17 protein-coding genes are annotated in these 21,910 nt (G+C 67.2%); 3 read left to right on the top strand and 14 right to left on the bottom strand.

The window, feature by feature from the left end:
- Positions 1–81: 81 nt before the first annotated feature.
- A complete protein-coding gene (locus DTPSY_RS15110) occupies positions 82–2,199 on the bottom strand; it encodes a 3-hydroxyacyl-CoA dehydrogenase NAD-binding domain-containing protein (protein ID WP_015914295.1) in 2,118 nt (705 codons plus the stop codon).
- 132 nt (positions 2,200–2,331) lie between these two features.
- On the opposite strand from DTPSY_RS15110, the gene DTPSY_RS15115 reads away from it, so the two are divergent.
- On the top strand, positions 2,332–3,270 hold the full coding sequence (locus DTPSY_RS15115) for a LysR family transcriptional regulator (protein WP_015914296.1): 939 nt from the start codon (positions 2,332–2,334) through the stop codon (positions 3,268–3,270).
- A gap of 13 nt (positions 3,271–3,283) precedes the next feature.
- Here the strand turns inward: DTPSY_RS15115 and DTPSY_RS15120 are convergent, their stop codons facing one another.
- From DTPSY_RS15120 to uvrA, 7 genes are all read right to left on the bottom strand, one after another.
- Positions 3,284–3,646, bottom strand: coding sequence for a YXWGXW repeat-containing protein (locus tag DTPSY_RS15120; protein ID WP_011806832.1), 363 nt, complete (start codon positions 3,644–3,646; stop codon positions 3,284–3,286).
- Positions 3,647–3,740: 94 nt separating this feature from the next.
- Complete coding sequence (htpX, locus tag DTPSY_RS15125; RefSeq protein WP_015914297.1) at positions 3,741–4,619, bottom strand: protease HtpX; 879 nt, start codon at positions 4,617–4,619, stop codon at positions 3,741–3,743.
- Positions 4,620–4,746: 127 nt separating this feature from the next.
- Positions 4,747–5,520 (bottom strand): DUF3025 domain-containing protein, encoded by a 774-nt coding sequence (locus tag DTPSY_RS15130; RefSeq protein ID WP_015914298.1) that lies wholly within the window; start codon positions 5,518–5,520, stop codon positions 4,747–4,749.
- Positions 5,517–6,374 carry an NYN domain-containing protein gene (locus DTPSY_RS15135; RefSeq protein ID WP_015914299.1) on the bottom strand — a complete coding sequence of 286 codons (858 nt, stop codon included), beginning with the start codon at positions 6,372–6,374 and terminating at the stop codon, positions 5,517–5,519. The genes DTPSY_RS15130 and DTPSY_RS15135 overlap by 4 nt, the downstream gene beginning before the upstream one ends.
- Before the next feature lie 34 nt (positions 6,375–6,408).
- Positions 6,409–7,452: a dihydroorotase gene (gene pyrC, locus DTPSY_RS15140; RefSeq protein WP_041839081.1), complete on the bottom strand. Its 1,044-nt coding sequence runs from the start codon at positions 7,450–7,452 to the stop codon at positions 6,409–6,411.
- Between the two features lie 138 nt (positions 7,453–7,590).
- Entirely contained in the window at positions 7,591–8,100 is a 510-nt protein-coding gene (locus DTPSY_RS15145; protein WP_015914301.1) for a hypothetical protein, read from the bottom strand.
- A gap of 137 nt (positions 8,101–8,237) precedes the next feature.
- A complete protein-coding gene (gene uvrA / locus DTPSY_RS15150; protein WP_041838894.1) occupies positions 8,238–14,063 on the bottom strand; it encodes an excinuclease ABC subunit UvrA in 5,826 nt (1,941 codons plus the stop codon).
- 158 nt (positions 14,064–14,221) lie between these two features.
- Between uvrA and DTPSY_RS15155 the strand changes: the two genes are divergently transcribed.
- On the top strand, positions 14,222–15,334 hold the full coding sequence (locus DTPSY_RS15155; protein WP_015914303.1) for an ABC transporter substrate-binding protein: 1,113 nt from the start codon (positions 14,222–14,224) through the stop codon (positions 15,332–15,334).
- Positions 15,335–15,468: 134 nt separating this feature from the next.
- The gene (locus DTPSY_RS15160) at positions 15,469–16,593 is read left to right on the top strand and encodes an ABC transporter substrate-binding protein (protein WP_015914304.1); all 1,125 of its coding nucleotides are present in this window, start codon (positions 15,469–15,471) and stop codon (positions 16,591–16,593) included.
- 86 nt (positions 16,594–16,679) lie between these two features.
- On the opposite strand, the gene DTPSY_RS18585 is transcribed toward DTPSY_RS15160, so the two are convergent.
- The 6 genes from DTPSY_RS18585 to DTPSY_RS15190 form a co-directional block, all read right to left on the bottom strand.
- Entirely contained in the window at positions 16,680–16,859 is a 180-nt protein-coding gene (locus DTPSY_RS18585) for a hypothetical protein (protein ID WP_187148632.1), read from the bottom strand.
- Positions 16,860–16,995: 136 nt separating this feature from the next.
- Complete coding sequence (locus DTPSY_RS15170) at positions 16,996–18,006, bottom strand: porin (RefSeq protein WP_015914306.1); 1,011 nt, start codon at positions 18,004–18,006, stop codon at positions 16,996–16,998.
- Positions 18,007–18,244: 238 nt separating this feature from the next.
- Entirely contained in the window at positions 18,245–19,939 is a 1,695-nt protein-coding gene (locus DTPSY_RS15175) for an MFS transporter (RefSeq protein WP_015914307.1), read from the bottom strand.
- A gap of 446 nt (positions 19,940–20,385) precedes the next feature.
- Positions 20,386–21,039: a 2-hydroxychromene-2-carboxylate isomerase gene (locus tag DTPSY_RS15180; protein WP_015914308.1), complete on the bottom strand. Its 654-nt coding sequence runs from the start codon at positions 21,037–21,039 to the stop codon at positions 20,386–20,388.
- Positions 21,036–21,320 carry a DUF1289 domain-containing protein gene (locus tag DTPSY_RS15185; RefSeq protein ID WP_015914309.1) on the bottom strand — a complete coding sequence of 95 codons (285 nt, stop codon included), beginning with the start codon at positions 21,318–21,320 and terminating at the stop codon, positions 21,036–21,038. Before DTPSY_RS15185 ends, DTPSY_RS15180 begins: the two co-directional genes overlap by 4 nt.
- Entirely contained in the window at positions 21,317–21,805 is a 489-nt protein-coding gene (locus DTPSY_RS15190) for a YbaK/EbsC family protein (protein ID WP_015914310.1), read from the bottom strand. Before DTPSY_RS15190 ends, DTPSY_RS15185 begins: the two co-directional genes overlap by 4 nt.
- Between the last annotated feature and the right edge of the window lie 105 nt (positions 21,806–21,910).

The raw sequence follows: 21,910 nt of genomic DNA on the forward strand, positions 1-21,910 counted from the left end.
GGGCCTTCAAGAATGAAAACCCATTGAAACCTTTGAATGACAAGCGCTGGCAGCTCCTGTTTTTGATAATCGGCCAGAGAATCAAGCTGCCTTGTTCAGGCTGTCGAAGTTGCGGCCCTCGGCCACCAGCTGTTCCAGCAGCGGCGCGGGCTTCCAGAACAGCGGGTCTTCCTTGGCGAAGGCGCGGATGTCGGCCAGCACCTTGTCCAGGCCCGTCATGTCGGCCCACTTCATCGGGCCGCCGCGCCAGCGCGGAAAACCGTAGCCGGACAGGAAGGTCACGTCCACATCCAGCGGGCGCAGGGCAATGCCCTCTTGCACCACCTTGGCGCCTTCGTTGACCATGGCGGCCATGTAGCGGCGCATGATCTCGTCGGCCGTGAATTGGCGCGGCGTGATGCCCTTCTTGGCGCGCTCGGCGTCCACGATGGCCAGCACCTCGGGGTCGGGCTGGCCCACGCGGGCGCCCTGCGGGTAGAGGTAAAAGCCCCGGCCGGTCTTCTGGCCAAACCAGCCGCGCTCGCAGACGCGGTCGGCCACCTCGACGTAGCGGGCCTGGGGGTCGCGCGTGGCGGCGCGCCGCTTGCGCGTGGCCCAGCCGATGTCGCCACCGGCCAGGTCGGTCACCTGGAACGGACCCATCGCAAAGCCGAAGCCGCGCACGGCCTCGTCGATCTCGTAGGGGCTGGCGCCGTCTTCCATCAGGTAGTCAGCCGCCTGCTTGTACACGGCCAGGATGCGGTTGCCGATGAAGCCGTCGCACACGCCGGCGCGCACGGGCACCTTCTTCATCTTCTTGGCCAGCGCGAAGGCGGTGGTCACCACGTCGGGCGCCACCTTGGCGGGCACCACGATCTCCAGCAGCTTCATGATGTTCGCCGGGCTGAAGAAATGCAGGCCGATCACATCCTGCGGGCGCGAGGTGGCGGCGGCAATCGCGTCGATGTCCAGGTACGAGGTGTTGGTGGCCAGCACCGCGCCCGGCTTGCAGACGCGGTCCAGCTCCTTGAACACGGCCTTCTTGACCTCCAGGTCCTCGAACACGGCCTCGATCACCAGGTCCACATCGGCGATGTCGTCGTAGCGGGTGCTGGGCGTGTAGCGCGCCAGGATGGCGGCCTTGCCTTCCGCGGTCATGCGGCCCTTGGCGATCAGGCCGTCGTAGACCTTCTCGACGTTCTTCTGGCCGCGCGCGATGGATTCGGCGTCGCGCTCGATCATGGTCACGGTGAGGCCGGCGTCCAGCGCGGACACGGTGATGCCCGCGCCCATGGTGCCGCCGCCGATGATGGCGATCTTGGCGAAGTGGCGCGGCGCGGCGGCCTGCGCCTCGGGGATCTTGGCGGTCTCGCGCTCGGCGAAGAACGCGTGCACCAGGCCCTGGCGCTGCGGGCTGTTCAGGCATTCGACGAACAGCGCGCGCTCCTTGGCGATGCCCTCGTCGAACGGCAGCTCCACAGCGGCTCGCACGCATTCCACGATCTTGCCGGGCGAGAACAGGCCGCGTGTCTTCTTGGCGGTCTCAAGCGCCAGCGCGTCCAGCTCGGCCCGCGCGGCGGCCTGGTCGGCAATCTTCAGGTCCCGCGTGCGGCGCGGCTGCGCGCCCTGGGCCAGCAGCTCGTTGGCGTAGGCCAGGCCGGCGGCCACGGGGTCGGTGCCTTCGACCAGTCGGTCCACCAGGCCCGCCGCCGCGGCGGCCTTGGCGCTCAAATGCTTGCCGCTGAGCATCAGTTCGGCTGCCGCCTTCACGCCCATCAGGCGCGGCGCGCGCTGGGTGCCGCCGGCGCCGGGCAGCAGGCCCAGGTTCACCTCGGGCAGGCCCAGGCTGGCCGCGGGCAAGGCCAGGCGGTAGTGCGCAGACAGCGCCACTTCCAGCCCGCCGCCCAGCGCGGCGCCGTGGATGGCGGCGACCACCAGCTTGCCGCAGGACTCCAAGCGGTTGCACACCTCGGGCAGCGACGGCGGCACCGGGGGCTTGCCGAACTCGCGGATGTCGGCACCGGCGATGAAGGCCTTGCCCTCGCCCACGATCAGCAGGGCGCGCACGGCGGCATCGCCCTCGGCCTGCTCCACCGCGGCCAGCAGGCCGGCGCGCACCGCCTGCCCCAAGGCATTGACGGGCGGGTTGTTGATGCTGACCACCAGCACCGCGCCTTCGCGGCGGGTCTGGACTTCAGGGGCCTGGGCGGCAGGGCTCATGCGTACGTCTCCGGTGTCTCGTAACGGAAAAGTCGCATTTTTGTTCTGATAATGGTTCTTTACAATCCACAGCCAAATTGACAGAGCGTCAAATCTTTTTGAACAAACACCTACCTTCCACCGGAGCCTGACATGGACCTGAATGCCCTGACCCTGCTGGTGGAGATCGTGGACAGCGGCAACCTGAGCCAGGCCGCGCGCAAGCTGAAGATGACCCGCGCCAACGTCAGCTACCACCTGGCGCAGCTGGAGAAGTCGCTGGGCGTGCAGCTGGTCAAGCGCACCACGCGCCGCGTGGAGCCCACCGAGGTGGGGCTGCGCCTGTATGAACATGGCCGCAATGTGCGCAACGAGTTGGCCGCCGCACAGGAGACCATCACCAGCCTGGGCCAGGAGCTGCGCGGGCGCGTGGGCATCAGCGTGCCCAGCGGCTACGGCCAGATGGTGATGAGCGACTGGATGATCGAGTTCAAGCAGCTGTACCCGGGCATCGTGCTGGACGTGCTGTTCGAGAACCGCGCCGACAACCTGCGCGACGAGGTGGACATCGCCATCCGCGTGATCCAGGAGCCGCCGCTGTCGGTGGTGGCGCGCAGCCTGGGCGACGTGCGCTATGTGGCCTGCGCATCGCTGGACTACGCCGCCCGCCACGGCCTGCCGCGCACGCTGCTGGAGCTGCGCAATGCCCCGGTGATCACCGCCGGCGTGATGGGGCGCCAGTTGCGCCTGGCGGCCTACCAGGGGCTGGAGCGGCAAGAGGTGATGCTGGAGCCCACGCTGATCTCAGAGCACTTTCCCTTCCTGCGCCAGGGTGTGTTGGCGGGCTTGGGCGTGGGCGTGGTGCCGGACTATGTGGTGCAGGACAAGATCGCCAGCGGCGAGGTGCTGACCACGCTGCAGGACTACCGGCTGAGCATCTTCGGCACCCACATGTACCTGCTGTACATGCCCAACCGGCACCAGACGCGCGCGGTACGCACCTGCATCGACTTCCTGTTGGCCAAGGCCGGCCGCAGTGCACTGCCGCCCGCCCCGCAGGCGGCGCCAGAGGCAGCCGCGACCGGCGGTTGATCGCCGGTCGGGTTCAGCGCGGCCCCCAGCGCCCGCCGCCGCGGTACCAGCCCTGCGGGCCCTGTTGCCAGCGGTAGGGGTGCCACACGTGGCCGCGGTGCGGCGGCACGGCCCAGTAGCCCGGCGTCCATGCATAGCGCCCGCCACCCCAACCCCAGTAACCGTTGATCCACACATGCACCGGCGAGGGCGCGACAGGAATCACCTCGGTGCGCAGCGGCGGCGGGGGCGCCGGCGCATATACCACCTCGCCCTGCGGCACGACGGGATACGCCGGCGCCACCACGCAGCCGGTCAGTGCCGCGATGGCGCTGGCCAGCGCCACGGCTGGCAGCACGCGGCGCATGCCCAGAGAAACAGGGAAGTTCATCGTCATGGCGCATTCCTGGCAGTCATGCCTTTACAACGCAAAAGCCCCTGCCGGTTGTTGACAGGGGCTTGTGAAGCGAAGGTAAAGACCGTGCGCTGGATCAGGCGCTCTGGCTGTTTTGCAGTGCGGCCACGCGCTCCTCGATGGGCGGGTGCGAGCTGAACAGCTTGCCGATGTTGCCCGTGATGCCCATGGCCTGCAGGCTCTGGGGCATGGCGCCCGGGCGCATGCCGCCCAGACGGTGCAGCGCGTTGATCATGGGCTGCTTGCGCCCCATGAGCTGGGCGGCGCCGGCGTCGGCGCGGAACTCGCGCTGGCGCGAGAACCAGGCCACGATGATGGCAGCCAAGAAGCCCAGCACGATGTCCAGCACGATGGTGGTGATCATGTAGCCAATGCCGGGGCCCGAGCTGTTCTCGTCGTTCCTGCGCAGGAAGCTGTCCACCGCGTAGCCGATCACGCGCGACAGGAACACCACGAAGGTGTTCATCACGCCCTGGATCAGCGCCATGGTGACCATGTCGCCATTGGCCACGTGCGCGACCTCGTGACCGATCACGGCCTCGACCTCCTCGCGCGTCATGCCCTGCAAGAGACCCGTGGAGACGGCAACCAGGGCCGAGTTCTTGAACGCGCCCGTGGCGAAGGCATTGGGCTCGCCCTCGTAGATGCCGACCTCGGGCATCTGGATGCCGGCTTTTTCGGAGAAGGCCCGCACGGTCTCCACGATCCAGGCCTCATCCCCGTTGCGCGGCGCGTTGATGATCGTGACGCCCATGCTCATCTTGGCGATGGGCTTGCTCATCAGGAGCGAGATGATGGCGCCGCCAAAACCCATGATGAAGGCAAAGCCCAGCAGGGCGCCCAGGTTCAGGCCGTTGGCCGTCAGGTAGCGGTTCACCCCCAGCAGGCTGGCAACGATGCCCAGCACCACCACGACGGCGACGTTGGTCAGCAAAAAGAGCGCAATGCGTTTCATCGATGGCTTCTCCGTGGAAAGCGACGGTAAGGCCGCGGACAGGCGCGGCGGGCAGAAAACAAGTTGGGGATGGAGCGCGGCGCTTCAAGCCGCGCGGGCAGCGAAGGGTGCGCCTGTTGTGGTTGCGTTATGCGACGCGCGCGCTGCGGAAAACGAGGGAGTCATCATAGAAGCAAAAGTTCTCGTTCTCGGGCCACCAGCCCGGCACCCCCAGAATCGGCAGGGGATTGAACGGCTTGGCCGCGAGCCATGGCGCGCTGAGGTCTCGCGCCAGCGCCTGGTCCACCATTGCTTCGTTTTTGATAGCTGCCTGCGCTTGATAGACGTGCGCTGTGATCGATTTTCGGGGTGAAACCAGTTTTTCCAGCAGGGCATGGCCCAGGACCAGCAGCCGCGCCTGCCGCCACAGCGGGCGCAGTTCCACGCACAGCCGGCGCCACTCGCGCGCGGCCAGGGCTTCGTACAGAGGTTGCGGCGCCAGCAGCACGGCGCCGTTCTCGTCGAACACCGTGACCGCGTCACGCAGCGGCCCGCGCACCGCGCCCACGCCCTGCGCAGCGATGGCGCGGGCCTGCAAGTCGTTGAGACGCCGCTTGGTAGCCGGGTAGTGCAGCCAGATCAGGCCGTTGAAGAAGTCATGCAGGTTGTCGCGCGTGGGCACGCGGCGCTGGCCATGGACGAACTGTTCATAGGCCTCGCCCACTGGGAGTGCCTGCTGCGGCGCGAAGCGAATACCCGGCGCCAGCCCCGCGCAGTCCATGGCAGCGTTGAGCGCGTCGGCCACGCTGGCGCCGGCCTGCACGCGCGCCGCCACCTGTAGCCCCAGAACCGCCAGCGGCGCAAGCCAGGGGCGTTGCCAGTCGATGGCCGCCAACGCCTGCGCGGCGGAGAGTTCGCTCACGTGCTGGCCGGCCCACCGACGAGCGGGGCCGGAGCACGCGCCGCGCGCTTGTCGCGCACGGCCACGCGCGAGGTGCCCTCGTCGCGGAACTCGAAGGCCTGCGTGGCCGCCAGCAGCTTGGACAGTGAGGCATAGCCGTAGTTGCGGGCATCGAACGAGGTCTTGTTGCCAATCTGTGTGCCCACCGCGCCCACGCGGGCCCAGCCGGTTTCGTCCGCGCACGCCTGCACGGCATCACGCAGCAGGTTCATGAGGCGCGTGTCCTGGCGCAGCTGGGCCGTGGGCACGCGCAGCGTGGCGGGGCACAGCGGCACGCCGGGGGCGGGCACATCCTCGGTCTTGGCGGGGGCGGGTTGCGCGGGCGCGGCCGTGGCCTCGGGCTGCGCCGGCAGGGGTGCTCCCTCGGCGTCTTCCTCGCTGACCAGCGACTCCAGGTACAGGAAACGCGAGCAGGCATTCACGAAAGGCTTGGGCGTCTGCGCGGCGCCAAAGCCGTACACCGCCGAGCCCTTGGCCCGCAGGTGCATGACCAAGGGGGTGAAGTCAGCGTCGGACGACACGAGGCCGAACGCGTCGGGCCGCTCTGAATAGAGCAGTTCCATCGCGTCCACCGTCATCGCCATGTCGGTGGCGTTCTTGCGCTTGGAATAGTCGAACTGCTGGATCGGCCGGATGGCGAACTCCAGCAGCCGCTGCTGCCAGCCGCCCAGGCCGGACTTGGTCCAGTTGCCGTAGGCGCGGCGCACGTTGATCTCGCCCAGCGTGGACAGTTCGGTGAGGATCTCGTCGATCTTGTCGGCCGGCGCGTTGTCGGCGTCGATCAGCAGCGCAATGCGCAATTGGCGTTCCGCCATGGGTGACCTCCCCCTGTGTGGGTTGTGACGCTTTTTATGCCACCAGGCGCCAGGGCAGCGCCTCGCCCGCGCGCAGCGGCTTGAGCGCGGCTTCGCCGAAGGCGAAGCTGTCGGGCGGCGTCCAGCTCTCGCGGCGCAGCGTGACCGTGCCCGTGTTGCGCGGCAGACCGTAGAACGCCGGTCCGTGGACGCTGGCAAAGCCTTCCAACTTGTCCAGCGCGCCCGCGTTGTCGAAGGCCTCGGCGTACATCTCGATGGCGGCGTGCGCGGTATAGCAGCCCGCGCAGCCGGTGGCATGCTCCTTCAGGTGCGCGGGGTGCGGCGCGCTGTCGGTGCCCAGGAAGAACTTGTCGCTGCCGCTGGTGGCCGCTTGCACCAGCGCCTGGCGGTGCACCTCGCGCTTGAGCACGGGCAGGCAGTAGTAGTGCGGGCGGATGCCGCCGGTGAAGATGGCGTTGCGGTTGTACAGCAGGTGGTGCGCGGTGATGGTGGCGGCCGTGAAGCGGCCAGCCTCCTGCACGTACTGCGCCGCCTCTTTCGTGGTGATGTGCTCGAAGACGATCTTCAGTTCGGGGAAGTCGCGGCGCAGCGGAATGAGTTGCTGCTCGAGGAACACCGCCTCGCGGTCGAACAGGTCGATGTCGCTGCTGGTCACCTCGCCATGCACCAGCAGCAGCAGACCCGCCTTCTGCATGGCCTCCAGCGTCTTGTAGGTCTTGCGCAGATCGGTCACGCCCGCGTCGCTGTTGGTGGTGGCGCCTGCGGGGTAGAGCTTGGCGGCGACCACGCCCGCATCCCTGGCGCGCGCGATCTCGTCGGGCGGCAGGTTGTCGGTGAGGTAGAGCGTCATCAACGGCTCGAAGGCCACCCCCTCCGGAACGGCGGCGAGGATGCGCTGCTTGTACTCAGCGGCCTGCTGCGCCGTGGTCACCGGCGGTCGCAGGTTGGGCATGATGATGGCGCGGCCGAACTGCGCGGCCGTGTGCGGCACCACGGTGCGCAGCGGCTCCCCGTCGCGCACGTGCAGGTGCCAGTCGTCGGGGCGGGTGATCGTGAGGGTGTCGGTGGTGGCGGTCATGGACCGCATTGTCCCATCCACTACGTGCGCAACACGCGCAAAAAAGAGCCCCGGCGCCGTAGCGGGCCGGGGCAAACCCCGTAGTAGGGGCGAGGGGTAAGCAAAAGAGAGCCGTAAAAGAGCGGGAGGAAGCGGTACTCAGCAGCCCGACGGGCGGTTGGGCCGCATGGGGATCACGCCTGATACCGTCACCCGGGCGCCCGAGCCGTCGGTGGCCGTCAGCGTCTTGTTGACCAGGCGGATGCGATCGGTGTCGCGCACCACGGCCACGTCGCTCCAGCCGTCGTCGGCGCGGAACTCGCGGTCCATGAAGGTGAAGAAGGCCTCGTACACCGACGTGGCATCAGGCCGGTAGCGGATGTCGCCAAACGCCTGGCCGCTGCCGCCCACGCGGTTGGCACCGTCGAAGCGGAAGGTGCACACCTCGGGATAGGAGCCGATGGGGTTCTTCTTGTCCACATCGGTGAGGTTGATGTTGCCGTCGCCATACACCCCGTTGAGGCCGTCCACGGTGGAGCCGGTGACGGTCAGCACGCCCAGTTGGTCGCTGGGCGTGGGATCGTCGTCGTTGCCTCCGCCGCAGGCGCTGAGAAGAAGGGCAGTGGCGGCCACCGCCGCGGCGCAGGAGGTTCTGACAAAGGTATGCATGGCGCTGTGTGCTGTTGGGGGTTGAACACCGCCAGCAACGCGTGCTGGCAACATGGGTTCGATCCTAGAAAGCGCGCCCGGGCGCGGCGTGTGAGCCACGCACGCCGCCCCCTGTAGGAAAAGCCCCCGCGGCCCGGTCAGCGCGCCAACACCGGTGCCAGCGCCTTGCCGGTGTGCGTGCCCTGGCGCACCACGTCCTCCGGCGTGGCCGCGGCCACGATGCGCCCGCCCTCCTTGCCGCCTTCGGGGCCCAGGTCAATGATCCAGTCGGCCTCGGCAATCACGTCCAGGTCGTGCTCGATCACGACCACGCTGTGGCCGCCGTTCACCAGGCGGTGCAGCACCTGGATGAGCTTGTGCACGTCGGCCATGTGCAGGCCCACGGTGGGCTCATCCAGCACGTAGAGCGTGTGCGGGCTTTTCTGCCCGCGCCGGCCTACGTCGTCGCGCACCTTGGTGAGCTCGGTCACCAGCTTGATGCGCTGTGCCTCGCCGCCGCTGAGCGTGGGGCTGGGCTGGCCCAGTGTGAGGTAGCCCAGGCCCACGTCCTTCAAGAGCTGCAGTGGGTGCGCGATGCCGGGCATGCTGGCGAAGAACTCCACGGCCTCGTCCACCTCCATCTGCAGCACATCGCCGATGCTCTTGCCGCGCCAGGTGACGGCCAGCGTCTCGGGGTTGAAGCGCGCGCCGTGGCAGACCTCGCAGGGCACCTTCACATCGGGCAGGAAGCTCATCTCGATGGTGCGCACGCCCTGCCCTTCGCAGGCCGGGCAGCGCCCCTCGCCGGTGTTGAAGCTGAAGCGCCCGGGAGCATAGCCGCGCGCCTTGGCCTCCAGGGTCTCGGCGAACAGCTTGCGGATGGTGTCCCAGAAGCCGATGTAGGTGGCGGGGCAGCTGCGCGGCGTCTTGCCGATGGGCGTCTGGTCCACCTCCAGCACGCGGTCGATGGTCTCGAAGCCCGACAGGCCGGTGCAGCCGGCCAGCGGCGGCGCCTTGCCCGCATCCATGGCGTCGCGCCCGGCCTTGGTGGCGCGCTGGCCCACCCAGGCCGCCACGTTGGCCAGCAGCACGTCGCGTGCCAGCGTGGACTTGCCCGAGCCGCTCACGCCCGTGACGGCCACCAGCCGCTGCAGCGGCACGCGTGCAGTGACCTGCTGCAGGTTGTGCAGGTGCGCGCCGTGCACGGTGAGCCAGCGCAGGGGTTCCGCATCGTTTTGGCCTCCAGCGCCCGCCGGATGTGCGCCACCAGCTACTTTTTCAATAGCATCCACCGGGCGACGCGCCTGCAGCGGGTGGCGCATGGCATGCAGCAGGTAGCGGCCGGTCTGCGAGTCCGCAGCCGCCTGCACGTCGGCCACCGTGCCCTGGGCCACCAGGCGCCCGCCGCGCTTGCCCGCGCTGGGGCCGATGTCGATGATGTGGTCGGCGCGGCGGATGGTGTCCTCGTCGTGCTCCACCACCACCAGGGTGTTGCCCTTGTCGCCGAGCTTGTGCAGGGCGTTCAGCAGGATCTGGTTGTCGCGCGCGTGCAGGCCGATGGTCGGCTCGTCCAGCACATAGCACACGCCCTGCAGGTTGCTGCCGAGCTGCGCCGCCAGGCGGATGCGCTGCGCCTCGCCGCCGCTGAGCGTGGGCGCGCCGCGGTCCAGCGTGAGGTAGGACAGCCCGACTTCCTCCAGGAATTCCAGCCGGCTCTGGATCTCGGGCACAAGGTCGCGCGCAATCTCCGCCTCGCGCCCCGACAGCTGCAGCCCGGCGATCCACTGCCGCACTTCGGCCACCGACAGGCGCGCCACCTCGGTGATCGGCGTGCCGGCGAACTGCACGGCGCGCGCCACCGGGTTCAGGCGCGTGCCCTGGCAGGTGGGACAGGCGGCGTCGGCCACGTCCTCCATCTCGGGCTCGGCAAAGGTTTGCTCGCGGCCGCGGTTGTCCTCCGACTGCACGGAGTCGTCCAACACCTTGCGCTGCGCCGATGTCAGCTTGACGCCCGTGCCCACGCAGTCGGGGCACCAGCCATGCTTGCTGTTGTAGGAGAACAGGCGCGGGTCCAGCTCGGCATAGCTGGTGGCGCACACGGGGCAGGCGCGCTTGGTGGAAAACACCTGCAGCCGCCCGATGTGCGCCGTGGGCGCTCCGTCCTGCAGCGCCTGCTGCAGGCCGTCCAGGCCGCTCAGCACATGCACCACGCCCTTGCCCAACTCCAGCGCCTTGGACAGTTGCGTGCGCAGCGTGTCTTCATGCTCCGGCGACACGTCCACGCTGGCCACGGGCAGCTCGATGGTGTGCTCCTTGAAGCGGTCGATGCGCGGAAAACCCGCGGTCGGCAGGAAGTGGCCGTCCACGCGCAGGTGCGTGTAGCCCCGCGGGCGCGCCCAGTCGGCCAGTTCGGTATAGACGCCCTTGCGGTTCACCACCAGCGGCGCGAGCAAGCCGATGTGCTGGCCGCGGTAGTCGCGCAGCAGTTGCGCGGCGATGCTCTCGGCCGTCTGTGGCTGCACCGCCGCGCCGTCGTGCACGCAGTGCTGCACGCCCAGCTTCACATACAGCAGGCGAAGAAAGTGCCACACCTCGGTGGTCGTGCCCACGGTGCTCTTGCGCCCGCCGCGCGACAGGCGCTGCTCGATGGCCACGGTGGGCGGTATGCCGTACACCGCGTCCACCTCGGGCCGCCCGGCCGGCTGCACGATGCTGCGGGCGTAGGCGTTCAGGCTCTCCAGGTAGCGGCGCTGGCCTTCGTTGAACAGGATGTCGAACGCCAGCGTGGACTTGCCCGAGCCGCTCACGCCGGTGATCACGTTGAACCGGCCGCGCGGAATGTCCAGCGTGAGGTGCCGCAGGTTGTGCTCACGCGCGTTCACGATCTCTATGGCGTTTTTGACCTCTGGCGCTTTTCCATCCAGCGCGAGTAGCTTCTCTTTTCGTAGCACCGCCTGCTGCTCGTGCACCGAATGGCCGCCCTCGCCCAGCGCCAGTTCGTACTCGCGCAGCGCCTGCGCGGTGTGCGACGTGGGGTGCTGACGCACCTCCTCGGGTGCGCCCTCGGCCACCACCTGGCCGCCGGCGTCGCCGCCCTCGGGCCCCAGGTCGATGAGCCAGTCGCTGGCGCGGATCACGTCCAGGTTGTGCTCGATGACGATGAGCGAATGCCCCGCGTCCAGCAGCTTGCGCAGCGCGCGCATGAGCTTGGCGATGTCGTCGAAGTGCAGGCCGGTGGTGGGCTCGTCGAACAGGAACAGCGTGCCCTTGCGGGCCAGCGGCTGGCGCGACTTGGCCTGGCTCCGGGCCGCCTCGGCCAGGAAGCCCGCCAGCTTCAAGCGCTGCGCCTCGCCGCCCGACAGCGTGGGCACAGGCTGGCCCAGCTTCACGTACTCCAGCCCCACGTCCACGATGGGCTGCAGCGCGCGGATCACCTCGCGGTCTTTCGCAAACAGCTCTGCCGCCTCGTGCACGGTGAGGTCCAGCGCGTCCGCCACGTTGAACAGCCTGCCACCGCGTTCGATGCGCACCTCCAGGATCTCGGGCCGGTAGCGCTTGCCGTCGCAGTCGGGGCAGCGCAGGTACACGTCCGACAGAAACTGCATCTCCACATGCTCGAAACCCGAGCCGCCGCAGGTGGGGCAGCGCCCGTCGCCCGAGTTGAAGCTGAACTTGGCCGCGGTGTAGCTGCGCTCCCGGGCCAGCGGCGCCACGGCGAACAGCTCGCGGATGGCATCCCACGCACCCACATAGCTCACGGGGTTGGAGCGCGCCGTCTTGCCGATGGGCGACTGGTCCACGAACACCACGTCGCTCAGGTGGTCGGCGCCCAGCAGGCGCTCGTGCGCGCCGGGCGTCTCCGTGGCCTTGCCGAAGTGGCGCATGAGCGCGGACGCCAGCACGTCCTGGATCAGCGTGGACTTGCCCGAGCCCGACACGCCGGTGATGGTGACCAGGCGCTGCAGCGGGAACTCCACGTTCACATCGCGCAGGTTGTGCTCGCGCGCACCCTCCAGCACCAGGCGCGGCGTCGCATCCGTCACCAGGCGCTTGAGCCCGGTGCCGATCTGTTTGTGCCCGCCGAGGTACTGGCCGGTCAGCGTGGGCGCGCGGCGCAGTTCGCCCACCGTGCCGTCGAACACGATCTGCCCGCCGCGCTCGCCGGGGCCGGGGCCGAAGTCGAGGACGCGGTCGGCCGCGAGCATCACGGCCGGGTCGTGCTCCACCACGACGAGCGTGTTGCCCGCGTCGCGCAAGCGCAGCATGGCCTCGGTGATGCGGTGCATGTCGCGCGGGTGTAGGCCGATGCTGGGCTCGTCGAGCACGAACAGCGTGTTCACCAGCGAGGTGCCCAACGCCGTGGTCAGGTTGATGCGCTGCACCTCGCCGCCCGACAGCGTGCGGCTTTGCCGGTCCAGCGTGAGGTAGCCGATGCCCACGTCGCACAGGTACTTGAGGCGCGTGGCGATCTCGTCGTGCAGCAACTGCAGCGCCTGGCGATCGCCAGCCTGAGAGTCGTTTTGGCCTGTAGCGCTTATCTGGAGAGCGCCACCAGCTATTGAAACAGGAGCATTCTGCACACCCGCCATGCGCGCGAAGAAGCGCCGCAGGCGGTCGATGGGCAGCAACATCAGGTCGTGCAGGCACAGGCCGGGCAGCGCCTCCAGCTGCGCGCGCGTCCAGGCCACGCCCTGCGGCAGGAAGCGCTGCGCGGGGTCGAGCACGGCATCGGCGTCCTCCTTGCTGCCCAGCCGCCACAGCAGGCTCTCGGTCTTCAGTCGCGCGCCGGCGCACACAGGGCATGGCGTGTAGCTGCGATACTTGGACAGCAGCACGCGGATATGCATCTTGTAGGCCTTGCTCTCCAGGTACTCGAAGAAGCGGCGGATGCCATACCACTGCTTGTTCCAGTTGCCGTTCTTGAAGCCGGGCGTGCCTTCGATCACCCAGTGCTTTTGCTCCGCGGTGAGCTTGTACCAGGGCGTGTCGCGCGGGATACCGGCGGCCTCGGCATGGCGCATGAGGTCGTCCTGCGCTTCTTTCCAGGCGGGGGTCTGGATGGTCTTGATCGCACCGGCGCGCAGCGTGAGCTTGTCGTTGGGAATGACCAGGCCGTAGTCCACGCCGATCACGCGGCCGAAGCCCCGGCAGGTGTCGCAGGCGCCCACGGCGGAGTTGAACGAGAACATCGACGCGATGGGTTCGGCGTAGCGCAGGTCGCTCTCGGGGCAATGCAGGCCGGTGGAGAAGCGCCACAGGTCCGCTTCGCCATCGTCCCGCAGGCGATAGACGTTGAGCCGCCCCCCGCCGCGCTTGAGCGCGACCTCGATCGCCTCGACCGCGCGCGCGCGCTCCACGTTGCCCATGCGGAAGCGGTCGGCCACCACGTCCAGCAGCTTGCGCGGGCCTGTGGGCGTGGCCACCTCGCGCTCGGCCTGCACCTTGGTGAAGCCGCTGGCCGACAGCCATTGCTCCAGCTGTTCCGCGGTGGTGCCCACGGGCAGTTCCACGGGAAAAGTGAGCACGATGCGCGGGTCGTCCTCGGCGGCGCAGCGCCGCTGCAACTCGGCATGGATGGTGTCCGGCGAATCGTGGCGCACAGGCAGCGCCGTCTCGCGGTCGAAGAGCTGGCCGGCGCGCGCGAACAGCAGCTTGAGGTGGTCGTTCAGCTCGGTCATCGTGCCCACGGTGGAGCGCGAAGAGCGCACCGGGTTGGTCTGGTCGATGGCGATGGCCGGGGGCACACCCTCCACCTTGTCCACGGCGGGCTTGTCCATGCGGTCCAGGAACTGGCGCGCGTAGGCGCTGAAGGTCTCCACATAGCGGCGCTGACCCTCGGCATACAGCGTGTCGAACACCAGGCTGGACTTGCCGGAGCCGCTGGGGCCGGTGACCACGGTGAGCTCGCCCGTGCGGATGTCCAGGTCGATGTTCTTGAGGTTGTGCTGGCGCGCGCCGTGGATACGGATCAGTCCCTGGGTCATGAGCGGGTCTTTCTGCAATGAGGCGGAACATTCTAGGGACGAGCCGGATTCCGCATCGACCGGGTGGACACCACACCACAGCCGGTCACGCAGGTGATGGCGCATCCGGCCCTATCCGTTAGACTGCGCCGCACCAACAACCAAAGAGAGGAGACGCCATGCAGCCATGGCATAAATGGGGGGCCGCCCTGGTCCTGGGCGCAACGCTGGGCGCAAGCCATGCACAGATCCTGGTGGGGCAAACGGCCGGGTTCTCCGGCCAGGTGGCCGCAGGAGTGCAGGAGACCACGCAGGGCGCCAAGCTGTTCCTGGACGCGGTCAATGGCAAGGGCGGCGTGCACGGGCAGAAGATCGAACTGATCTCGATGGACGACAAGTTCGACCCCAAAACCGCCGGCGAGAACGCGCGCACGCTGATCGAGGACAAGAACGTGCATGTCATGTTCCTCACGCGCGGCACGCCCCACACCGAATCCATGATCCCGCACCTGGACAAGCATGGCGTGGCCCTGGTGGGCCCGTCCACGGGCGCCATGGTGCTGCACCAGCCGGTGCGCAAGCACATCTTCAACGTGCGCGCCACCTACCAGCGCGAGGCCGAGAAGGCCATGACCCACCTGGCCTCGATGGGCATCACGCGCATCGCCGTGCTGTATGCGGACGACAGCTTCGGCGCCGATGGCGTGACGGGCGCGCAAAAAGGCCTGGCCCAGGCCAAGCTGCAGCCCGTGGTGCTGGAGAAGTTCAATCGCGCCAAGCCGGACTTCACCCCGCTGGTGGCCAAGGTCTCCCAGGCGCAGGCCCAGGCCGTCCTGATGGTCGCCTCGGGCACCTCGGTGGTGGATGGCTACAACGCGCTGCGCCAGGCGGGCTCCACGGCACAGGTGGTCACGCTGTCCAACAATGCCTCGGGCGGCTTCATCAAGAGCCTGGGCGAAAATGCCCGCGGCGTGATCGTCACGCAGGTCTACCCGAACGAACGCAGCCTGACCTTCCCGCTGGTCAAGGAAGCCATCGACCTGGCCAAGGCCAAGGGAATGACCGAGGTCAGCCCGGCCATGCTCGAAGGCTTCGCCGCCGCCAAGGTGCTGGTCGAAGGCCTGCGCCGCGCTGGCCCGAAGCCGTCGCGCGAGAAGATTCAGACGGCCCTGGAATCCATCCAGAAGTTCGATCTGGGCGGGCTGGACATCTCCTACGGCCCCGACGATCACACGGGCCTGGACTTCGCCGATCTTTCCATCATCGGCACGGACGGCAAGTTCCGCCGCTGAAGCCCTTTTCGTGAGGTCAGACGCCGCCCGGGTGATCGCGCGGCGTCTGCGGCACGTCATTCCAGCGTAGGCTGCCGCCGATACACTCGCCCCTGCTCGCACTCGCGCGCAAATACACAGGGAAGAGACACCTCATGAAGACACATTGGAAGAAGTGGGGCGCAGCGTGCGCCCTGGCAGTGATCAGTGCGGCCTCATCATTGGCCCACGCGCAGTTGCTCGTCGGCCAGACCGTCGGCATCACCGGGTCCGCCGCGGCAACCGTCAAGGAATCGATGCTGGGCGCGTCGCTGTACCTGGACCATGTCAACGCCCGCGGCGGCGTGAACGGGCAGAAGATCGAACTCGTCACGCTCGACGACAAGTTCGACCCCAAGCTGACGCAGGACAACGCCCGCACGCTCATCGAGGACAAGGGTGTGCTGGCACTGTTCATGACGCGCGGCACGCCCCACACCCAGGGCATCGTTGCGCTGCTGGACAAGTACGGCGTGCCGCTGGTGGGGCCCTCCACGGGCGCCATGGCGCTACACCAGCCCGTTTCCCGCAATATCTTCAACGTCCGCGCGCCCTACCAGCGCGAGGTGGAGAAAGCCATCGCCCACCTTGCGCTGCTGGGAGTTCAGCGCATCGGCATCGTGCATGTGGACGACGCCTTCGGCCAGGACGGCCTGGCCGGTGCGCAAAAGGGCCTGCAGAACAACAAGCTGCCCGCCTTGTTCGTGGAGAAGTTCGACCGGGCGAAGCCCGATTTCTCAGCCATCGCCCCGCGCGTGCGTGCGCAGGAACCTCAGGCCGTCATCTTCATCGGCACGGGCGCGGCGGTCGTGGACGGCATCAAGGCACTGCGCGCGGCCGGCGTGGGCGGGCAGATCGTCACGCTGTCAAACAATGCGTCGGGGGGCTTCACCAAGGCGCTGGGCGACCAGGCCCGCGGCGTCATCGTCACGCAGGTCTTTCCGTCCGAGCGGTCGCTGAACTACCCGGTGATCAAGGAAGCCCTGGAATTGGCGAAGGCGCAGGGGCTGAAGGAACTCACTCCGGCCATGGTCGAGGGCTTCGTGAACGCCAAGGTGCTGGCCGAGGGCCTGCGCCGCGCCGGCCCCAAGCCGGACCGTGCACGGCTGCACGCGGCCCTGGAAAGCCTGAGCAAATTCGACCTGGGGGGCTTGGAGCTTTCCTACAGCGCAAAGGAACACTCGGGGCTGGACTTCGCCGACCTGTCCATCATCGGAGCGGACGGCCGATTCCAGCGCTGAGCGGGCCGTAACGCCACGGTGGCGGAGTCCACCGCCCCATCCAAAACGCGGAGCCTGGCTCCGCGTTTTGGATGGGTGGGGCCGGTTTACTGCGCTGCGCTGGCGCTGGCGCCGGACGCGGGAGCAGCTGCGGACTCGGGCACATGCGTCGCTTCCACCCCATGCTTTTCACCGCTCATGTCCACCTGGTCTCCTGCCTTCATGATCACGAACAGCATGATCACTGCGAACACCACGAAACCCACCACGATCTTCCACATGCTCATCTCCTGAAAATTGTTGTCGACGGAAAAGGGCGGCACCAATAAAAAAGCCTCACACCATCGTGTGAGGCCTGTCTGATCGCAAGCCCGACTCCATTGAATCAGGCTTGCATTGCAGGCAGCTTACGCTGCCGGTGCATCAGAAGTTGTGGCGAACGCCCAGCGCCAGCGAGCTGAAGTCCTGGCCAGCTGCGCCCGTCATGTAGGTAGCACCTGCCTTGTTGTCCACCTTCGTGTAGAAAGCGTACACCTTGGTGCGCTTGCTGAAGTTGTAGTTATAGCCCAGGGTCCACTGCGTAGCGGAGCTGTCGGCAATGTCGCTCCACTTGCCAGCGCGGCCCACGTTCACGTGGAACTCGGAAGCACCCATCATGTAGGCGCCCGCCAAGCGGAAGTTGTTGCGGTTGCCTGCGCCCGTGGCGAGGAGCTGGTTGTCGTCCTTGTTACGCTGGTAGTAGCCACCCACGACGAACTGGCCGAAGGTGTACAACGCGCGCAGGCCCAGCTGGCGATTGCTGTCCACTTGGCTGTAGCCGGCGCCCAGGTTCAGCGCGCCGATGTTGTAGTTGGCAGCCAGGTCATAGCCATTCTTTTGCGGAATGGCAGCGTTTTTCTCATGCAACGAGACGGAAGCGTCGACCGTCAGCCCACCGAAGCTGGGCGTGCGATAGCCGATCTTGTTGGTGGTGCTCAGGCCGCCGAACCACACGGGATCGTAGTACAGAGCGTCCGAAGACGTGCCCGTGTTATGGTTGTGCATGCTCACATAGTCGGCCGTAGCGTAGTACGACTCGGGCATGAAGTTGCCCAGGCGGATCATGCCGAAGCCGCCGGACAGGTTCACTTCGCTCTGGCGGGCGAAGGTCATGCCGGTGGTGGGGTGGGTCCAGCCCGAGCCCGTGCCGGTATCGGAGTTGAAGCCGCTTTCCAGCTGGAAGCCGGCCTTCAGGCCGCCGCCCAGGTCCTCAGTGCCCTTGAAGCCGAAGCGCGAGGAGTTGTTCTCCATGACGGTGTTGCTGGTACCGCCGACCTTCTGGCGTTCCACCGACGTGTTCACGCGGCCGTACAGGGTCACGCTGCTTTGCGCGAAAACAGCGGAAGTACCCAGCAGAGCCAGGGTAGCGAGCAGCAAACGACTTGGTTTTTGCATTTGAGTTCCTTGAATGCTTGTGTCCATCAGTTGTGGTAGGCACAGCTCGCCGCCCGCAGGGAGCCGCTTAGCACAATGTGCAGCTACGGCGCAAATTCTAGGTGTAACCATCTGGGCCAACGCAGGGGAAAGTCCCGCCTGTAATACCCCTGACGTATTGCCGCCACACTTTCGCACAGGCAAAGGTGTGGCGGCAGGGTTTAGTCAGGGAAAACCCTGACAAAAGAGCGGAACGACGTCAGTCGTTGGCGTAGATGTCCACGTCCTTGGTTTCGCGGATGAACAGCGTGCCGATCACTGCCGTCATGCCGGCGATGATGATGGGGTACCACAAGCCGTTATACATATTGCCGGTGGACGCCACGATGGCGAACGATGTCGTGGGCAGCAGGCCGCCGAACCAGCCATTGCCGATGTGGTACGGCAGGCTCATGGAGGTATAGCGGATGCGCGTGGGGAACAGTTCCACCAGCATGGCCGCGATGGGGCCGTAGACCATGGTCACCAGGATCACCAGATACGTCAGGATGACGATCATCATCACCTTGTTCATCTTGGCGGGATCGGCCTTGGAGGGGTAGCCGGCGAGCTTCAGGTCTTCCGCCATCTCCTTCTTGAAGGCGGCGATGGCCTTCACGCTTGCCTCGTCGAACTTGTGGTTGACCACGGTGCCGCTGGGCGCCGTAACGACCTTGTCGCCGATCTTCACCACGGCCTGGGAGCCAGGTGCGCCTGCGGCGTTGTCATAACTCACCGAGTTCTGCACCAGGTAGCGCTTGGCGATGTCGCAGGAGCTCTTGAAGTCGATCTCGCGTGCCACGGGGTTGCCCTGGAACGAGCAGGTGGCGGGATCGGCGGTCACCACGACACCCGCTGTCGCCTGGGCCTTGGCCAGGTCGGGGTTGGCGGCTTCCGTCAGCATCTTGAAGGCCGGGAAGTAGGTCAGCACGGCCAGCACGCAACCCAGCATGATGATGGGCTTGCGGCCGATCTTGTCGGACAGCGAGCCGAACACCACGAAGAACGGGGTGCCGATCAGCAGCGCGGCGGCGATCATCAGGTTGGCCGTGACGGCATCCACCTTGAGCTGCTGCATCAGGAAGAACAGCGCATAGAACTGGCCCGTGTACCACACCACGGCCTGGCCGGCGGTCAGGCCCACCAGCGCCAGGATCACGATCTTCAGGTTCTTCCATTCGCCGAACGACTCGGACAGCGGCGCCTTCGACGTCTTGCCCTCGGCCTTCATTTTCTGGAAGGCCGGCGACTCGGACAGCGACAGGCGAATCCACACCGAGATGCCCAGCAGCAGAATGGACACCAGGAACGGAATGCGCCAGCCCCAGTCGTTGAACACGGGCTCGCCCAGTATGGTGCGGGTGCCCAGAATCACCAGCAGCGACAGGAACAGGCCCAGCGTAGCCGTGGTCTGGATCCACGAGGTGTAGGCACCGCGGCGGCCATGGGGCGCGTGCTCGGCCACGTAGGTGGCCGCACCGCCGTATTCACCGCCCAGCGCCAGGCCTTGCAGCATGCGCAGCGCGATCAGGATGACCGGTGCCGCGATGCCGATGCTGGCGTAGCTGGGCAGCACGCCGACGATGAAGGTCGAGATACCCATGATCAGGATGGTCACCAGGAAGGTGTACTTGCGCCCGATCATGTCGCCCAGGCGGCCGAACACCAGCGCGCCGAACGGGCGCACCAGGAAGCCGGCCGCGAAGGCCAGCAGCGCGAAGATGAACGCCGCGCCAGCATCCAGCCCGCTGAAGAACTGCTTGGCAATGATGGCCGCGAGCGAGCCGTAGAGGTAGAAGTCGTACCACTCGAACACGGTGCCGAGGGACGAGGCGAAGATCACCTTCTTTTCTTCCGCCGACATCGGTCGGGCGGCAGCGCCGGGGCGGCCGGCGTATGCAGTGCTGGTAGCCATGAATGCTGTCTCCTGCTTATTGGGATGGAATCGAAAATGCGCGTAAGAAAGCGCGAAAAACCGACGATCTGAAGCACTCTGCGGTGCTTGCGACGCAATATCGGGCCGCCATCTGACCGAAAGCTGACATGCGCCAAACGCTGCCGCCACCCCAGTCTTACGGCCATCTGACAAACTCCGTGGCAACCCGCAGATCGTTTTTCTTGATGCGAAAAATCGGACTGCGCGAGGCTGCGGTGAGTCCCGCGCACGGCACCAGACACGGGTAACCCCGCAGTTTTTCGCCAGGGTTTGCCCTCCCTAGGACAAACCCTTGACGCATGACAAACCCATACCCGCCGCACAGTGCTGGGCACGGCCCCATGCAAAAAGGCGCCGCAGAACGCTGTCTGCGGCGCCTTGGAACGCCTGCCGCGGCCCCGTCGACCGCCGCCGAGGAATGCGCTTCAGCGCACGGAAGGCAGGCCCGATGGCACCGCGGGGGCCGCATCCCATGCCGGCCCGTCAAACCACGCGTCGCCGTCCAGGTAGGCGCGCAACATAGGCAGGCTGTCGAGCCCCCAGAACAGGCGCCCCTCCACCTCAAAGGCCGGCACGCCAAACACGCCACGGGCCGACGCCTCGTCCGTGTTGGCGCGCAGCAGGGCCTTGGGCAGGGCGCCCGCGCCTTCGGCGTCGGGCCGCAACTGCTCTGCCAGGGCCTGCGCCAGCACGTCCAGGCGCGCGGGGTCCAGCGCATCCTGCCCACCCAGCCAGACATGCCGCAGCACGGTGCCGGCGACATAGCGGTTGACCGTGCCATCGTCGCTGCACGCCAGCGCCTGGCGCAGCAACGGCAGCGGATTGAAGGGGTGGCGCGCCGGCATGTCCAGACCGCAGCCCAGCGCATGGCCCAGCCAGGTGGCGTGCCGGTACGTCCAGTCGCGCTTGGGCGGCACGCCGGCCGGCCCGGGGTTGGCATGCTGCTGCAGCAGCGCGCCCAACAACACCGGCTTGTAGTGCAGGTGGTAGCTCAGCCCCTCCAGTACCTGCGGCAGCCGCTCGAAGGCCAGCCACGCGTACGGCGAGACGAAATCCAGGTAGAACGTGATGTGCTTCATGCCAGTGGCTCCAGCTCTTCGGGAAGGTCCACCCCCGCGCGTTGCAATACGGCAGTCCAGATCGCGCGGCGCGCGGCGCCATCGGCTTGCGACCAGGCGCGGATCTCGTCGATCGTACGGAAGCACCCCTCGCAATGGCTGCGGTCGGCCGTCATGCGGCAGACCGACACACAGGGCGACGGAACCGGCTCCTGGGAATTTAAGCCAAATTGGCCTCTAGCGCTTATTTCACCAGCGCGAGCAGCTATCAATTCAGAAGCATTCACTGCGGCGTCGCTCATGCGCTGATCTCCTGAACCACGTCGGCCACCGGGGCACCGGTGAGCCGCTGCAGATCGTGCGGGCTCAACTGGAACACGCCGTGGGGATGGCCGGCGGCAGCCCAGATCACATCGAAGCGGAACAGCTCGCGGTCGATGAGGGTGACAGGCGCGGTGGAATGGGCCACGGGCGAGACGCCGCCGATGGCGAAGCCGGTCTTGGCCTTGACGAACTCCGCGTCGGCGCGGCCCGTCTTGCCCACGAGGGCGTCGACCTTCTTCTCGTCCACGCGCCGGTCGCCGGAGGTAACGACCAGCACGGCTGCGTCATCGCTCTTGCGCCGGAAGATGATGCTCTTGGCGATCTGCCCCAGCGCCACGCCCAGCCCGTCAGCCGCCTGCTGCGCGGTGCGCGCGGCGTCGTCAAGCATGCGCGGCGCGTGGGGGTGGCGCAGGCGCTGCAACTCGGCAGCCACCCGCTGGGTGCTTTCAGGTAATGCGTGCATAACAGGGCAATGCGGGGCCTGGGACGGCGAAGCGCACGCACGGATGCGGAGTGCCTCGGCGCAGCCACAAGCCCCAGGCGGGGTTACAGTGTGATAGCTGCCATC

The organism is [Acidovorax] ebreus TPSY, from assembly GCF_000022305.1.
Classification (GTDB): Bacteria; Pseudomonadota; Gammaproteobacteria; order Burkholderiales; family Burkholderiaceae_C; genus Diaphorobacter; species Diaphorobacter nitroreducens.

Excerpts from the sequence above, each read along its gene's own strand:
- DTPSY_RS15110 (WP_015914295.1), bottom strand. The coding sequence starts at position 2,199 with ATGAGCCCTGCCGCCCAGGCCCCTGAAGTCCAGACCCGCCGCGAAGGC.
- DTPSY_RS15115 (WP_015914296.1), top strand. The coding sequence starts at position 2,332 with ATGGACCTGAATGCCCTGACCCTGCTGGTGGAGATCGTGGACAGCGGC.
- DTPSY_RS15120 (WP_011806832.1), bottom strand. The coding sequence starts at position 3,646 with ATGACGATGAACTTCCCTGTTTCTCTGGGCATGCGCCGCGTGCTGCCA.
- htpX (WP_015914297.1), bottom strand. The coding sequence starts at position 4,619 with ATGAAACGCATTGCGCTCTTTTTGCTGACCAACGTCGCCGTCGTGGTG.
- DTPSY_RS15135 (WP_015914299.1), bottom strand. The coding sequence starts at position 6,374 with ATGGCGGAACGCCAATTGCGCATTGCGCTGCTGATCGACGCCGACAAC.
- pyrC (WP_041839081.1), bottom strand. The coding sequence starts at position 7,452 with ATGACCGCCACCACCGACACCCTCACGATCACCCGCCCCGACGACTGG.
- DTPSY_RS15145 (WP_015914301.1), bottom strand. The coding sequence starts at position 8,100 with ATGCATACCTTTGTCAGAACCTCCTGCGCCGCGGCGGTGGCCGCCACT.
- uvrA (WP_041838894.1), bottom strand. The coding sequence starts at position 14,063 with ATGACCCAGGGACTGATCCGTATCCACGGCGCGCGCCAGCACAACCTC.
- DTPSY_RS15155 (WP_015914303.1), top strand. The coding sequence starts at position 14,222 with ATGCAGCCATGGCATAAATGGGGGGCCGCCCTGGTCCTGGGCGCAACG.
- DTPSY_RS15160 (WP_015914304.1), top strand. The coding sequence starts at position 15,469 with ATGAAGACACATTGGAAGAAGTGGGGCGCAGCGTGCGCCCTGGCAGTG.
- DTPSY_RS18585 (WP_187148632.1), bottom strand. The coding sequence starts at position 16,859 with ATGAGCATGTGGAAGATCGTGGTGGGTTTCGTGGTGTTCGCAGTGATC.
- DTPSY_RS15170 (WP_015914306.1), bottom strand. The coding sequence starts at position 18,006 with ATGCAAAAACCAAGTCGTTTGCTGCTCGCTACCCTGGCTCTGCTGGGT.
- DTPSY_RS15175 (WP_015914307.1), bottom strand. The coding sequence starts at position 19,939 with ATGGCTACCAGCACTGCATACGCCGGCCGCCCCGGCGCTGCCGCCCGA.
- DTPSY_RS15180 (WP_015914308.1), bottom strand. The coding sequence starts at position 21,039 with ATGAAGCACATCACGTTCTACCTGGATTTCGTCTCGCCGTACGCGTGG.
- DTPSY_RS15185 (WP_015914309.1), bottom strand. The coding sequence starts at position 21,320 with ATGAGCGACGCCGCAGTGAATGCTTCTGAATTGATAGCTGCTCGCGCT.
- DTPSY_RS15190 (WP_015914310.1), bottom strand. The coding sequence starts at position 21,805 with ATGCACGCATTACCTGAAAGCACCCAGCGGGTGGCTGCCGAGTTGCAG.